The organism is Ferrovibrio sp., assembly GCF_025869515.1.
In the GTDB taxonomy this organism is placed as follows: Bacteria; Pseudomonadota; Alphaproteobacteria; order Ferrovibrionales; family Ferrovibrionaceae; genus Ferrovibrio.
On record NZ_JAOZVR010000020.1, the window covers coordinates 1 to 14,882 of the forward strand.

A 14,882-nucleotide genomic window follows, 5' to 3' on the forward strand; every position below is an offset into this window, starting at 1 on the left:
CTTTACCCCCGTAGCTTGACTTATGGGGGCACCGCCGGCGGCATTATATTGCGTAGTTACGATTGCCGATTCCGAAATCAGAATGGGAACATTATGTTTCCAGCTGATCTCAGCATTAATGGCAATGCCAAGTGGGTCGTAGGTGGTATTTAAAGCAAAACCAAGCATGTTCAGCCCGCCCGGATAGTAGAGCGTGAACTGACCATTATCCAGATTCTCAAGAACCTTTGATCGGGGTGACGTTCCGAACGGCGGCTGGATCAAGGCCCCTGTTAGGGGATTCGTTAGCGCTCCGACAAGATCCGTAACCGGCCCGCCGAGTAAGCCGGAGAGCGCTGACGTCAGCGCATTTAGCTGGTCAATGCCGAGCTGGTCTAGCAGTCCTTGAACCAAGGGCACCGGCAATGCGGCGGCGTTTATCTGGCCAGTTCCAGTTGCAAACTTCTCTGGTGACTGCCAGTAGGCGGAAGGCAGGCGAGAAGTATAGCGTGCGAAATAGAACTGGAATTCCGTATTATTCAAGTCAGGTGAGAAATATTTGAGCGATACACCCCAGTCATGAATATCCGGATCATCTTTAACATAAATCGGAAAATTGGCAGCCATCAGGCTCTTGTTGGGATTGTCATAGTCAGTCGTTTTCATTCCGGTGCCAGCGGTATACGATCTCGGATCAAACGGATCTTGCAATGTACTAGCGTATTTCACTCCATCGCAAATATTGTCCGTAGTCGAAAAGAAACTGCCACAAGCATCCAATATGAACGGCTCGAAGTCCAGTTGATAAAATGCTTCCATAGAAAGATTGTCTGCTAGATCTAGCCCCACATAGATCATAGGCACGGGGATAAGAGCATCCTTCAGTTCCGCGCCTGGGACACGAATCTTCTTCACATCGATAGGATTGACGATGGAAATGCCATTGATCGTGAACAGGGCTTCGCCCCAATTCAGGATCTGACTGCCAATTTTAACGGTAAGGTTCCGGCCCCCCAGATCGAAATCACCGCCGATATAATAATCCAAAAGCTTGGCGTCCCAATCGGCCCTGTTATCGGCCCCTTCTGGGTACCGACCGCTTGTATATGGACGAAGTTCAGGCTCGAAATCAGCGAGATCATTGTTCGCGGCAATGGAGTCGTAGAATGCTGCCCCTCTGAAGAATGCAAAATAATTACGCCACTTCAGTTTTAACTCGCTGGATACTGTACTGACTTGACTAATTAAATCATATTTGTCGTAGTTGAGATTTCCGTCATCAATATCTGATACATTGCTCAAGCCGCCATAATAGTATCCGTAATTCCGTGGATCCCTGTCCGCCATCCGCATCTGCGCTCCGACAGAAAGAGTCGTCTGGATTGAACCAGTGATCTCATCGCCGATTTCGAAATCGTAGGCTGCTACCGTTGTTGCGGAGGCGATGATACCAGCTGCGGTCATTGCAGCGACAGACCACACAAGACTTTGCGGGTTGGAATTTGCGTCCCAGAATTTGGCCATTCTATTTTCCTCCCTGTTTTTGTTTGTTTTTACGCCACATGATTGCATGTGGTCGCTCTTTGGCTTTAGTCATTGACCTGCCGAAGATCTTTTTCTATCCGATCACGACGTTTGAACCGTCGCTTGGCGCGCCGTACTTCCACTGCGCGGTACAATTATTGCCGGTGGTCCGGATGTGGATGCAAGGCGGCTACGCCGCAGAGCCCTCGTCGCGAACGTCGTCGTCAAAACTGAATTCATCGAGACGGCTCATGTGGCCGTAGTGTTGGCTGAACGTCGCTACCATGTCGGCGAGTGGAACGTCGTCGAATTCACCACGCATCGTCAGGTATTCCATGTGCCGGTTGCCTGCGCTGTCGACGGGGTGATAAATTGAATCTTTGTGTCCATCGAACTCCAGCGGCAGCAGTCCGAAGCGCTCGCAAAGCTCGATATTGAACGCTGGCGTCGCCTTGACCCATCGGCCATCGACCAGGATCGAAGCGTAGCCATGCCAGTAAAAGACATCCGTCTTCATCGTTTCCCGCAGGCGCGCCGTGGAGAGATGATTGCGCACATCGGCAAAACCGACTCTTGCCGGGATGCCGAGCACTCGGCAAGCAGCAGCAAGCAGCACCGCTTTGGTCACACACCAGCCGTGTTCGGTCTCCAGGACGCGGCTTGCGCTCATCCCGCGTGAGGTCAGATCCAGTTGGTATGGGTCGTAGCGGAAGCCGTCACGCACGGCGTAATAGAGGGACACGGCCCGTTCCAAAGCGCTCTGGCCAGCGCCCTGGTGAACGCGCGCGAACTCTACCACTGCCGGGTGATCCGCATCGATGATGGCGGTCGGGTGGAGCGCACCGAAGCTTGGCTGCATAGCGGATGATTTCTCCCAGCTGTAGTGTTATATTGAATGCCATGGTGGTGAATTGGGATGAGGCTCAACAAATCCGGGGGGGGGCCTGTGCCGCGCGCCTGGGCTGATTGATTTTTACCTCAAGCCCAGGCGGTTGGCAGGACTTACGCCGACTTACGCAGCGTTTCGATCGCCTGTTCGGCGAGCGTGTCGTTGTCACGCAGCAAGTCCTGCTCAGAGAGCTGGCTAGCATTCTTGCCGCCGGCATAAGCCATCAGACCGGCCTTTTCGTAGTAGCTTTCCATGCGCGGCGAGAGCAGGCCGATATATTGAAGATTCGGCACCAATCGCTGGAACATGATGCTGCGAAACTTGGTCATGGCCGGCGACTCGGACATCAACCGGTTCCAAGTAGCGCGCGAGACGCGATGCGCAAACCACTCATCGTGGATTTCGTGGGCAAAGAAGCGGTTCCGCATCAGCATGGCCACTTCAAAAGCCCAATCCTCTCGCTCACGCCTTTCGGCTGCCGAAAGGTTCTTTGTGAAGTGCTCGCGCAAGGCTAGCACCCCGTAATGCACATGGCGGGCTTCGTCCTGAATCACATAACGCAGCAGGTTCTTGAGCAACGGCTCGCCGGTCTGATTGTACATGGTGGAAAAGGCGCCTAACGCGAGCCCTTCGACCATGATTTGCATACCGAGAAACTTTATGTCCCAGCGCGAGTCGGTGAGCAGGTCGTCGATGATCACGAACAGGTTGTCGTTGACCTTGTATACACGCTCCAGCTTGGTTTCCAGATACCGGAGAAATACCTCAAGATGGCGCGCCTCATCCATTACCTGTGTGGCGCCATAGAGCTTGCCGTCGACCCAGCTAACGGATTCCGTGCACTGCGCCGAGGCGTAAAGGGCACCCTGTTCGCCGTGCATGAACTGGGACAACATCCAAGCCGCGAAGTGGTAGTTGAGTTGCTGCTTCTCCGCGGCGTCGAGCTTCACACCGGCGGCCTCCAGCCCTTCGAATGGCGCGAAAGGCGTCCGACCGAGAATTGGGGTTTCGGGATTCATTGGATCAACCTCGGTGCCCCAGTCGAGCTGCCATTCCCCATCCCACTGGTTGGCGACAGCCCGGCGGTAAAGCTCGTACATCTCTGGGAAATCTGTGCCGTAGTTCAGATCAAAATGTACGGCATGGCCCGACTTCATCGGCACAGAGTCATCACCCTTGCCCTTACGCTGCCACAACCCGCGATAGGCCGAGGGCAACATGCTCACCCCGACTCTGGGATCGCGAATCTCGGCAACCAGCGAGACATTCTCCAGCGTCTGGGTGACCTTGTTCTGCATCTTGAGGGGCAGGCCTTGCAGCATACGGCCCAAGACCTGCTCGGTGGTGGTGTTCATGCGTCTTACTCCTGACGGGTCGGGATCGTTCGCACCGATGAGGCCCCGTAAACCTCCAGCAGTGCCGAAATCATTCGTTCATGGCGGATGACCACCAGCCGATGAATGGCCGGAAGGACGATGTGCAACAGCGAATCGATTTCCGCTGGACGCAACTGGTGCAGGCGATCTTTGAACAGTGCCAATTCCTGCTCGAACAGGAACTTGGCAGATTGGTCGATGTAGCGGATGTCGCGCGGGCTGAAGCCCTTTTCGGCATTGATGCCGGCGTCGCGCACCAGCGCCCATAGCCGCAGACACTCCACTTCGTCGGCATCGAGGGCCTCGTCGTCAGCCGCGGTGAGCAACTGGATTTCCCGCAGCTCCTGCAATTCGGCGACTGTCAGCCCTAGCTCAAGGGCCAGATCGCGTGTGAGCCCAGGCTTGCCACCGGGTCCTCGAAGGCGCAATTCATTCAGCTTCCGTTGGCGCAAAGCCTGAAGGGTCGCGAACTGTGCGGCGCTGAATTCCTGTAGCGGCTGGTCAGCGAGTAGGCACTTGATCGCTTTGAGCGGTAGCAGATGTTCCTCGCGCATCGAGCGGATCATGCGCAGCCGATGTAGGTGCTCTTCACTGTAGAGTGCCGAATTGCGCGTGGGCTTCTGCGGAGGCGGCAGCAGGCCTTCGCGCAGATAGTAGTGAATCGTTTCCTTGGTAAATCCGGATCGGCGGACCACTTCCGCTATCCGGTACACCGAATTTTTGGAAGCGCTCATGACACTTTCTCTTCGATTGCCACCGTCGCGCGATGATGCGGATATGCACAGCAGGCCAGCGCGTAGCCGGCCTGAAGCTCGGGTTCGGTCAGGCAATTCGGCGCATCGGTGGCGACGTCGCCGTCAAGTATTTTGACCTTGCAATGCCCGCACCCCCCCATGGTGCAGCTGAAGGGCAGGGCGATGCCGGCCCGCAGACCCGCCTCAAGCAGGGTCTCCGTCGGCCGCACCGTGACCTCCCTTTCCGATCCGCCAACGCGGAACACAACGATATGAGAGTCCTTGGGATGGGGGCGGGATTCGCGGGCGAGCGTGGTGAACTGTTCACTGGCAATGGCCTGCGCGGGAATCGCAAGAGCGATCAACTGGCGGCGAAGGGACTCATTGAAGTCATCCGGGCCGCAGAGAAAATAGATGGCTCCGGTTCCGGGCGCAGCACCACGCAATTCTTCAGCGCTGATGCGGCCTCGGCGACCGTTCCAGTCCTGTGCTGGTTGGCTGAGTACATAGTGGATGGTCAGGTTTTCATGTCGGTTCGCCCATGCATCCAGTCGCTCGCGGAAAAGGATGTCTTGCTCGCGACGATTGCCATAAAAAACAGCAATGGGTACGTGGTTGTTTTCATGCTCCAGCAATTGCTCAACCATGGCCATGATCGGGGTGATGCCCGAGCCCGCTGCGGCGAACACATAGTGTGTCGGTACCCGTGCCGGCAAAACGAAGTCGCCGCTGGGGCCGGCGAACTGAAGCCAAGCACCCTCTCTTAGGCGCGTGTTCAGATAGGTGGACATCACCCCACCCTCGACCCGCTTGCTGGTGATCGTCATCGTCCCTTCGTTGGGAAGCTCGCTGAGGGAATACGCCCGCTTCACGGCCTGGCCATCGATCTGCGCGATCAGGGTGAGAAACTGACCGGCCCGCAGGTCTTTGGGTATCCCGTCGACCGGTGCGAGCACGACCGACACCGCCTCGTCGGTTTCCTTAACGATGCGCTTCACCTGGGCTCGGTGGTGAAGCTGATCAGGCCGAACGATTAAGGACCAACGCCTAGCGCTCGGCCGAGGCCCTGAGGAAATCAATACAGGATGCAGGGTTGCCGTGCGGGCTGTCATGATGGGGTCTCTCGTGAGGGCAGGAAAGGCTCAGGGGGCAATGTGTAGTGATGCTTTGCGCATAGCTACACTATACACTCAACGCAACGCTATCAACACATCTTGTAAGCAGATCATGTCGAAGCTCGGCCAGAGATTGCCGCGGGGTCGACGCATGGTTCCGCAAGTCGCTGCGTGTCATTGCGGTCTGACGCCAGGGCGGGGTGATTCCGGCCGCGCGCGCACAGCGATAAAAATCAAACCAAAGCGTCTGGAAGAAATGGCGATAATCCGCCCATTTTTTAAGTCGTGCTGGTTCTATCCGTTTAATTCTATCGACTATTAATAGAAGGCAATTATGCGCCAGTCGATGTCTTCGCTCAACTCTGGCTCCGACAACTTAATGTCTGATCCGAAATAAAGTGAGTGATCGGTCTGCGGGAACGGCCAGGGCCAGTTCGTCGAGGAAGGCCTACATCGCCTCGGTCGTCGCCACCGGCAGGACGAGGGCGACGCCGGTATCCCGGGCCGGGCAGACGGCGCCGAAGATCCAGGCTGCCTTGTGGCGCATGTCGCGGGCCCCCCTCGGCCGTTGCCCTCGCTCGAACCATACCCGGCCGGCGCGGGCTTCATCCTGGAACCAGATCTCGACCTTGCGACCGGCAGCCTTGCGCCGGGCGATGCTTTTCACCCGGGCGCGGAGCTTTTTTTGAGGGCCTTCTGGGCGGCGGGATCGTCCTCGCGATGCCGGGGCCGGGTCTCCGCTTCCCGCTGGATGAAGCACGGGGGGGTCAGGTCACGGGGAGCTTCTCCAAAATCCCGCCACAGTGGGTTCGTTCAATCCCTCACGAGTCAGCCATTCGTGGAACTGGTATTAGTTGGATAGGGAGATTTCAGCGGAATGATACCCAAGCAAGCCAAACAACGTATAGTACGATGAGAGTGAGGGGCCAGCCAGGACCGATTTCTATGAAATAAATTATTGTATCTATAGTATATTGTATGGTTATTGGGAATGAAGTTAAGAAAAGCATAATGAAGATCCATCGGTAACAATGCCGCTTTAAAGATTCTAAAGCGGATATCACGCCTGTCAGATCTTGAATATTCTTGGGTGTGGCATACCTCACCCAAGAATATATCACCTAGGTACGAAGGCCCTATCGAGTGTTGACCCGTTCGTCGATTCGCCCTGACAGGGCTGTCAGAGCACTGTTTTCGCGATACTCATGAGTGACCCGGGCGTCGATCAGGGCGTCGAGCGGACCCGTCAGCGGCGTCAGGATGGGATACTTGTTGCCCAGGCCATCGATCAGGCCGTGGAGCCGATCTGCCCGCGCCTCCAAGGCGCTATTCTCTTTGTCGACCCGGGCGTTGACCTGGTCGTCGATCCACCCCGTCAGCGCCACCAGGGGGCGATGCTTGCGATTGCCCAAGCCATCGATCAGGCTGTGGAGCCGATTTGCCAGCGCCGCCAAGGCACTATTCTCTTTGTCGACCCGGGTGTTGACCCGTTCGTCGATTCGCCCTGACAGGGCTGTCAGAGCACTGTTTTCGCGATACTCATGAGTGACCCGGGCGTCGATCAGGGCGTCGAGCGGACCCGTCAGCGGCGTCAGGATGGGATACTTGTTGCCCAGGCCATCGATCAGGCCGTGGAGCCGATCTGCCCGCGCCTCCAAGGCGCTATTCTCTTTGTCGACCCGGGCGTTGACCTGGTCGTCGACCCACCCCGTCAGCGTCGTCAGGGCGCTATGCTCGCGATATTCGTGAGCGACCAGGCGGTCGACTAGGCCGTGAAGCTTGCATTTCAGGGAGTGATCCTTGCACTGCTCGGGCGGCGGCGGCGGCGGCGGCGGATTCGACGTGGCGTCGCCTGTCAGGCTGATCTGGCGGATACCGAAGCCAGACCCGGCGGCGAACAGGAAGTTCGGCCTGTTCATGTGGCGCTGCATGTCGATTAGGGTTGGCGCCGACTGCTGCTTGGTGCGGTCGGTGGTCAGTAGATTGGTGCCGGAATTCATGTAGAAGCGAACACCACCTAGGCCCATGGCGCCCTGCTGGTCGAAGATGCCGGTGGCAAACAGGGCCATGCCTGGGACGTCGGTCAGCAGTGCTTCGACCTGGATGTCGCCACCCAGATCGTTGCTGCGCGAGTAGCTGACGCCACCGCCGAGGCGGAGATTGGGATTGGCATAGACCGACAGGCCCGCACGACCGTAGACTCCATCGATCACGTCGCCGGTCTCGTAGCCGACCAAGCCTTCGAGGGTGACATTGTCGAGATAATATTCGGCGATCGCTGCGACGCCATATTGCGCCACGCTGTCGACATAGACGCCGCCACCGGCGACGCCGATCAGGAACTTCTGTGGGTCACGGTAGAATAGCTGGGCGGCGCCGCCGGCGAAGCCGGTCTCGTCCCCAGTCACGCCGGCCACGCCGTCGATCTGCAGGCCGAGCTTGTCGCCGAGGGGTACCGTCAGGCTGGGGGCGCCACCATAAGTACCGCCACTTTCATCGCCACCGCCGAATATATCGAGCTTGACGTTGGTTTCAGCAACCGCGCGGTTGGTATAACCAAACTGCGATGCAGAAACCTGAATGGCGTCCTGCGCGGTGGCGCTTGCCGCCGCCGCGAGAGTGGCGACCGCTGTTGTGCCGAAGATAACGGCCTTAACGGTTGGTCTTTTTCGCATATTGCAAGTTCCTCATGCAAAACTTAAAATAGAACACTCTCGTCTGACACCCTCTTCAGGGCGACCGCCCGTGAGTGAGCGGGCTGGCGCACGAATTGCCAAATCGGCTACAGTTTGCACCGTTTTGGTACGGTATTTGAAACTGACATTGTTGTCACCTGTGGCGACGCAGCATGGATCTACAATTGGCTCCATCTGATCCCACCCGTCACGCGGTTTGGGTGGTTCGTGCTTATGACGACACGGAAGTGATCAGATCGTCCGGTTCGTTAGAGCGTGTAGAGAGCTTGTGGCCGGCCGTTTCTCCGTCGACCTAGTGCCTTTGCGGTCCAGGGTGGCGCCCGATTTCGCCGGTTTCGGTTGAGCCATGCTAGGGTGCGCTCGACCACCAGTGGCGAGGCAGGACCTTGAAGCCTTTGACGGCATCTGAACGCTTGTTGATCTCGACGGTCCATTTTCCGATAGGGCGCAGCGCGTCCCTGAGCTTGTCACCAGCATAGCCGCCGTCGGCGAAGATGTGCCGGAGCCAGGGGAAGCGCTTGGCGATCTTGCCCAAAACCAGCGGCGCGCCATCGCGATCCTGGATGTCGGCGGTGTGGATCACGGCGTGGACGAGATTTCCTTGCGTGTCAGTGAGGATATGGCGTTTGCGTCCCTTGATCTTCTTGCCCGCGTCATAACCCCGAGGGCCGCCGGATTCGGTGGTTTCCACGGTCTGCTTGTCGATCACCCCGGCGCTGGGGAAGGCTTCCCGGCCGCGCCGCGCGCGAGGCCATGAGCAGGGTGCGGTTGTGCGTCAGCCCCACGCCCCTGGCGCGCCCCCGGGAGAACCAACGCCGGACGGTCGAGACCGGCGGAAAGCAGGGTGGCAGCATCCGCCATGGCAAACCACCCCGCAGCAAGAACAGGATCGCCTCGACAATCCGCCGCATCGACCATTTGCGAGGACGTCCCACTGGCGAAGCGGGCGGCAGAAGTGGTTCGAGCACCGCCCATTCCGCATCGGTCAAATCGCTTGGCAAAGCCAGTTCGGTTCGCGCATGAATGGCGCGGGCAGTATCGGCCCACGTCGCTGATTCCTGGTCGGTTTTGGCGAAACCCCAGAATCAGCGACAGGCCAACGCTGTCAAGCTAACCGGCTGATATCACTCAACTTAATTTCGGATCAGACACTAAAGACACTAAGAGGTGCGGGTCACGCGCATGGACCGCATCAGTTCATCCGCCCGGCGGGTGGCGCTGACCCCGCCGACATTTATGGGAGCAATTTTCGGCCTATGCGCGACCTCAACAGTCGCATAACGTCAGCCTTGAAAATCATGCCAAATTGGATGAAAATGCCGCCAATTTGGCACATAAGCGGCGGCGCCGTGCTTACCAACGGACGTTTCTCGATGACCACCGTAGTTGCAGGTGCGCTAACGCTGCAGGATCTAATGGATATCACGATCCATTTCATAGAGAGTGGCCCGGGCTGGCCTCTCACTCTCATCGTACTCTTTGTTGTTTGGTTTGCTTGGCGGTCGCTCGGCGACCGGTGAAACTGATTCGGGAATAGCTCACCGCGCTGGCAGCGCGGGTGAGCTTTAGCCTGAATTTCGACTATACGCGAACATGTAGCGATCTGCCCCGCCGCCACCCGCCACTTTCGCTATGATTTCCTTGACGGGATTGGAGAGGGCGATGGCGCGACGGCGACTCCTGACCGAAGGCCAGTGGGCACACTTCCTGGCTGTTCCGTCTGATGAGCGCGAACTGATCCGCCACTATACGTTCGACCGTGACGATTTGGACATTGTCGCGGTCAAGCGCACCGCGCGCAACCGTCTTGGTTATGCTGTCCTGCTCTGCTACCTGCGCTATCCCGGTCGCATGCCCGACCCTGACGAAATCCCGCCGTCGGCCTTGCTGGCCTTTGTTGCTCGCCAGGTTGGCGCCGAAGCCGATGATTATGCCGACTATCGACGCCGGGGCCAGACCCGGCGCGAGCAGATGGCCGATCTCATGGAGCAGACAGGCTACCGGAGCTTCGATCGCGCGGCGTTCGGGGCGCTGGCATCGTGGCTGTTGTCCATCGCCCAGGTGAACCGGGATCCAATGGCGCTTGCGACCGCGCTGGTCAACGAACTGCGGCAGCGACGCATCCTGCTGCCGTCCGCGGCCGTGTTGGAGCTGATCCTGCACCAGGCGCGAGGCCGGGCCGAGCGGATCATTTATCGCATTGTCGTGCAAGCGCTCGGACGGGACGGCGGTGGCCGGGTCGCGGCGCTACTCGAGCCGTGGGCCGATGCCGGCGTTGCCATGCTGGCTTGGCTCCGTTCAGCACCAAAGGCACCGGCACCGCGCAATCTCGTCGCGGTCGTTGACCGCCTCGAAGCGCTGCGCGGCCTTGCCGTCGACCGCGTCGTCCAAGACCAGGTCCCTGATGCCGCGTTCGAGCGGCTTGCCGCCGAGGGCGTGCGGATGACGGTGCAGCACCTCCGCGATCTCTCCCCTGTACGCCGGGATGCGCTGCTGGCCGCGGTGGCGATCCGCATGGAGACAGCGTTGACCGACGCAGCACTCGCCATGTTCGATAAGCTCATGGTCTCGCTCGGCCGCCGAGCAGAAAACCGCACGTCGGAGAAGACACTCAAAACGATGAAGGAGACCAGGAGCCAGCTTCAGACAATCATCGCTGCTTGCCGCGCTGTGATCGACGCACGCGAGGCCGGCCGGAATCCTTTCGAGGCGCTGGACAAGGGTGTTGGATGGTACAAGTTCGTCGCCAGCGTCGCCGATGTTGAGGCTTTGGCGCGGCCGGACGCGATGGACCCTCGGGTCGAACTGGTGGGGCGGTACGCCACTGTCCGTGCCTTTGCCCCGACTTTGCTGGGCGCATTCGTTTTCAAGGGTGGCCCCGCCATTGCGTCGCTACTGCGGGCGCTCGAGGTGCTCCGGGCCATGCACGACTCGGGCAAGCGCAGCCTGCCGCCCAAGGCGCCGATTGGGTTCGTCCGTCGCTCCTGGCGTCGGCTCGTCATGCCTGGCGGCGTGATCGATAGGAAGGCTTACGAAATTTGCGCCCTTTCGGAGCTGCGCGACCGGCTACGCGCCGGCGACATATGGGTTGATGGAAGTCGCCAATTTCGCGACTTCGAGTCCTGCCTGGTGCCGAGGCCGACTTTCGACGCGCTGCGCGACGAGAACGCCCTGCCGGTCGCGGTCAGCAGGGAAAGAACCGTCTACCTGCCCGCGCGGCGGCAGGCCCTGCGCGAGCGGATTGCGGAGGTTGCCGGCCTGGCCGCGGCCGGAAAGCTGGAGAGCGTCGATCTGTCAACGGGCGAACTGAAGGTCTCCCCCATCCGCGACCGTACTCCCGAGGCGGCTGATGAGCTCGGCCACAGCGCCTACCAGACGCTGCCCCGGGTCAAGATCACCGACCTGTTGCTGGAGGTCGATAGCTGGGTCGGCTTCAGCGCGTGCTTTACCCACCAGCGGAGCGGCAGGCCGCCGGAGGATCGGGCGGCGCTGCTCACGGCCATTCTCGCCGACGGCATCAATCTTGGGCTGACGCGGATGGCGGAGGCCTGCCGCGGCGTTTCGATGCGGCAGCTTGCCTGGATGCATGACTGGCACGTGCGTGAAGAGACCTACGCTGCCGCACTCGCCAAAATCATCGACGTCCATCGAGCCCTGCCGCTGGCCGCCATCTGGGGCGACGGCAGCACCTCTTCCTCGGACGGCCAGTTCTATCGTGCCGGCGGCCGCGGCGAGGCGGTCGGTGACGTCAACGCCCGGCACGGCAACGAGCCGGGCGTCGCCTTCTACACCCATGTCTCAGACCAGTACGGTCCGTTCCACACCAAGGTGATCGCGGCGACGGCAAGCGAGGCGCCGCACGTTCTCGATGGCCTGCTTTACCACCAGACCGGCCTGTCCATCGAGGAGCACTATACTGACACCGGCGGCGTCTCCGACCATGTGTTCGGGCTGTGCCATCTGCTGGGCTTCCGCTTCGCCCCACGCATCCGGGACCTCAAGGACCGCCGCCTGTATCTGTTTCCGGGAGACGAGGCGCCTCCGGCTCTCCGGCCCCTGATCGGCGGTGTGATCGATCTCGATCACTTGGCTGCCCACTGGGAAGAGTTGCTGCGGCTGGCCACCTCGATCCGCGTCGGCACGGTGACCGCTTCTGCCATGTTGAGGCGCTTAGCTGCCTATCCCCGGCAAAACGGCCTGGCTCTGGCACTGCGCGAGTTCGGCCGCCTCGAGCGCACGATGTTCACCTTGGACTGGCTGCGCGATCCGGTGCTGCGCCGACGAGCCAACGCCGGGCTCAACAAGGGCGAGGCGCGCAATGCACTGGCGCGGGCCATCTTTTTCAACCGGCTCGGCGAGATGCGCGACCGCAGTTTCGAGAACCAAGCCTACCGGGCCTCGGGATTGAATCTGCTCGTGTCGGCGGTCATCCTGTGGAACACCCGGTACCTTCAGGCTGCCATGGAAGATCTCGGCGGCCGCGGCGCCGACGTGCGGCCGGAACTCGCGCGCCACGTCGCGCCGCTCGGCTGGGAGCATGTCGGCCTGACCGGGGACTACGTCTGGGGCGACGATTCAATTCCGATGGATGGATTGCGACCTCTCCGTCGGCCGCAGTCGCTGCTGGCAGCATAGTTGCTGGTCCGTTCTCACGAACCGGACAATCTGATCACTTTCGTGTCGTCACCCCGACTGGATGGTCGGATGGGTTGGCGCCTGCGCACGCCACCGCGCGATCCTCGTGGGCATGTGCCCCGAGTGCGGCGCGAAGCTGCGGATGCCGTCGCTCGGTTCCAGCGCCCACTTCGCGCCGGAGCGATGCATGCGCTGCGCGTTCCAACTCGCCCGCGCGCCCTATCGGCCCGCGCCGGAGCCGATGGTGCGGTTGCAGCAACGGCTGCTCGACGGTCGGCGCAATGGCGTGATCGAGCTGCCCGACATGACCGCGCTCGACTGGCCGGTCGTGGTGGCGTTGTTCGACGCGATGCTGGGCGTCGTGTGGTTCGACACCAAACCGAAAGCCAGGGAACAGTTGTTCGCCCGAATCGAACGCGACTTCGACTATCAGCCGTTCGGCAGCGCGAGGGAAAGCGCGGACGGTCTGTCGATCCTGGCCTGGATGCTCGATGGCTGGCCGCGCCATACCCAGCTTGCGTTCGCGTTGCTGCGCGCTTCGCGGCCCCGGCGTCAGATGCGGCGCTGGCCGCACCTTGCCGAGCACGAACGTGCCGAGGTTGAAGCCGTGCTGCTCGGAGCATGGCCGGATCAGAAGCACAGCCCGGATCGTGGATGGTGGCGTGCCTGGATCGAGACCTTGCCGGAGCCTGCCACCGACCTGCGCGCAATGGCGAAGCAGGAACGACTGTCCCATCGGCGCCAACGCCTGCTGGCGCTTGCCGATGTGCGTGACGGCCTGCCGGTCGAGGTCGCTGCCGAAGCCGCCGGCGTGATGGCCCGCACGCTCTACATCTGGCTGAGGCGAGGTGCGAAGGATGGCCTGGACGCCGCGTTGGAGCGGCCGCGATGGCAATACCTCACCGAACCCCAGGCCAAAGAGTTGATCGAATGGATCAGCGCAGCTTCGCCGCATGGGCCGCGCTGGCGTTACAACCGGGTGGTCAACGAGGCACGCAGCCGGTTCGGCGTCGAGATCACCGCCCACGTCGCTCAGGCGATGTTGCGTCGGCACGGCCCCTGGCCGAAGCGGATGCGGCGCCCAAAGAGGAGACTGACCGTTGCGCCAGTCTACGATTAAGGGACAAACAGTCTCCGCTTTAAGGGGAAGATCAGTCACCGATCACCCCCAGTCTTCGCTTTGCGGAAAACCGACACTTGGCCGATGTTGTCCCGGCTTTGCGCGGGACCAACATCATCAATGTTAGATTCTATGTTAGAGTCTAAGTTAAGGGAGCGATTTCTCGTTCCGACGCAATAGGTTACGGGTGGTTTGGGTTCCTGATAGCACGAGTCCCGGGTTCCCGATGGCACGATAGTCGGGGTTCCCGATAGCACGAGGGGTTTCACAGGATATCCACAGGGCTCCGGCTCGAAGACGAGCAGATGCCGTCCGCCAGGCTCCGCCTGCGCCGAGAGCCTGTAACCCGGCAGGGGCTGGCGGCGGATGATGTCGCGCAGTTCGAAGGCGAAGCGCTTGAAGGGCGAGAGGCTGCCGGACTTCTGGTGCAGGTGGCGGAAGTCGAGGCGCCAGCCCCTGGGCTGGCGGCCGCCGTGCTTGCGAACGATGCGGTAGAGCCAGCGGTCCAGCCCGCCGGTTAATCGGAAGTAGGCGCGGTCGATGGTCAGTACCAGGGCATCGTCCAGGACCGCCCTGTAGAACCAGTCGGGTACGATCAGTTCGATACCGCCCGGATGGCCGTTACCGTTGGCGTGCTCGACCCATTCGTTGATCCAGGAGAAGCGATGCAGGCGCTTCTCGCTCGCCTGGCGGAGCGAGGTGGCGATGGTGGTCGATTGCAGGCGATCGAAGGCGGCGCGGAGGCGCTGATAGTCCCGCAGCGAGGTGCCCCGGCCGATGAAGGTCAGGATCTCGTAGGGACTGGCCGCCATCA

10 protein-coding genes and 2 pseudogenes are annotated in these 14,882 nt (G+C 60.4%); 3 read left to right on the plus strand and 9 right to left on the minus strand.

The features are described from left to right. The 8 genes and pseudogenes from OJJ21_RS03925 to OJJ21_RS03960 all read right to left on the minus strand — a co-directional run. Positions 1-1,503 (minus strand): DUF1302 family protein (locus OJJ21_RS03925; RefSeq protein WP_297683370.1); only part of this gene is annotated, 1,503 nt, incomplete at its 3' end. Positions 1,504-1,693: 190 nt separating this feature from the next. Beyond that, complete coding sequence (locus OJJ21_RS03930) at positions 1,694-2,362, minus strand: transglutaminase family protein (protein WP_236104908.1); 669 nt, start codon at positions 2,360-2,362, stop codon at positions 1,694-1,696. Between the two features lie 143 nt (positions 2,363-2,505). Further along, positions 2,506-3,747, minus strand: coding sequence for a ferritin-like domain-containing protein (locus OJJ21_RS03935; protein WP_236104907.1), 1,242 nt, complete (start codon positions 3,745-3,747; stop codon positions 2,506-2,508). Positions 3,748-3,752: 5 nt separating this feature from the next. Beyond that, complete coding sequence (locus tag OJJ21_RS03940; RefSeq protein ID WP_236104906.1) at positions 3,753-4,502, minus strand: MerR family transcriptional regulator; 750 nt, start codon at positions 4,500-4,502, stop codon at positions 3,753-3,755. Beyond that, positions 4,499-5,500, minus strand: a complete 1,002-nt coding sequence (locus OJJ21_RS03945; protein ID WP_236104905.1) for a ferredoxin--NADP reductase — start codon at positions 5,498-5,500, stop codon at positions 4,499-4,501. The genes OJJ21_RS03940 and OJJ21_RS03945 overlap by 4 nt, the downstream gene beginning before the upstream one ends. 616 nt (positions 5,501-6,116) lie before the next feature. Then, positions 6,117-6,254 (minus strand): annotated as a pseudogene (locus tag OJJ21_RS03950) (IS630 family transposase); the annotation flags it as partial. A gap of 499 nt (positions 6,255-6,753) precedes the next feature. Further along, positions 6,754-8,292 (minus strand): hypothetical protein, encoded by a 1,539-nt coding sequence (locus OJJ21_RS03955; protein WP_297683376.1) that lies wholly within the window; start codon positions 8,290-8,292, stop codon positions 6,754-6,756. A gap of 347 nt (positions 8,293-8,639) precedes the next feature. Next, positions 8,640-9,338, minus strand: a pseudogene (locus OJJ21_RS03960) (IS5 family transposase); the annotation flags it as partial. Between the two features lie 231 nt (positions 9,339-9,569). Between OJJ21_RS03960 and OJJ21_RS03965 the strand changes: the two are divergent. The 3 genes from OJJ21_RS03965 (at position 9,570) to OJJ21_RS03975 (ending at position 14,068) form a co-directional block, all read left to right on the plus strand. After that, complete coding sequence (locus OJJ21_RS03965) at positions 9,570-9,833, plus strand: hypothetical protein (protein WP_297683378.1); 264 nt, start codon at positions 9,570-9,572, stop codon at positions 9,831-9,833. A 142-nt stretch (positions 9,834-9,975) separates the two neighbouring features. Continuing rightward, entirely contained in the window at positions 9,976-12,948 is a 2,973-nt protein-coding gene (locus OJJ21_RS03970) for a Tn3 family transposase (RefSeq protein ID WP_236104903.1), read from the plus strand. A gap of 142 nt (positions 12,949-13,090) precedes the next feature. Then, the gene (locus tag OJJ21_RS03975) at positions 13,091-14,068 is read left to right on the plus strand and encodes a helix-turn-helix domain-containing protein (protein ID WP_297683381.1); all 978 of its coding nucleotides are present in this window, start codon (positions 13,091-13,093) and stop codon (positions 14,066-14,068) included. A gap of 35 nt (positions 14,069-14,103) precedes the next feature. Here the strand turns inward: OJJ21_RS03975 and OJJ21_RS03980 are convergent. Beyond that, positions 14,104-14,882 (minus strand): replication initiator protein A (locus OJJ21_RS03980; RefSeq protein ID WP_297683382.1); only part of this gene is annotated, 779 nt, incomplete at its 5' end.

What these genes read in the sequence shown, in the direction of transcription:
- OJJ21_RS03975 (WP_297683381.1), top strand. Translation starts at nt 13,091, where the DNA reads ATGCCGTCGCTCGGTTCCAGCGCCCACTTCGCGCCGGAGCGATGCATG.
- OJJ21_RS03965 (WP_297683378.1), top strand. Translation starts at nt 9,570, where the DNA reads ATGCGCGACCTCAACAGTCGCATAACGTCAGCCTTGAAAATCATGCCA.
- OJJ21_RS03970 (WP_236104903.1), top strand. Translation starts at nt 9,976, where the DNA reads ATGGCGCGACGGCGACTCCTGACCGAAGGCCAGTGGGCACACTTCCTG.
- OJJ21_RS03935 (WP_236104907.1), bottom strand. Translation starts at nt 3,747, where the DNA reads ATGAACACCACCACCGAGCAGGTCTTGGGCCGTATGCTGCAAGGCCTG.
- OJJ21_RS03930 (WP_236104908.1), bottom strand. Translation starts at nt 2,362, where the DNA reads ATGCAGCCAAGCTTCGGTGCGCTCCACCCGACCGCCATCATCGATGCG.
- OJJ21_RS03940 (WP_236104906.1), bottom strand. Translation starts at nt 4,502, where the DNA reads ATGAGCGCTTCCAAAAATTCGGTGTACCGGATAGCGGAAGTGGTCCGC.
- OJJ21_RS03955 (WP_297683376.1), bottom strand. Translation starts at nt 8,292, where the DNA reads ATGCGAAAAAGACCAACCGTTAAGGCCGTTATCTTCGGCACAACAGCG.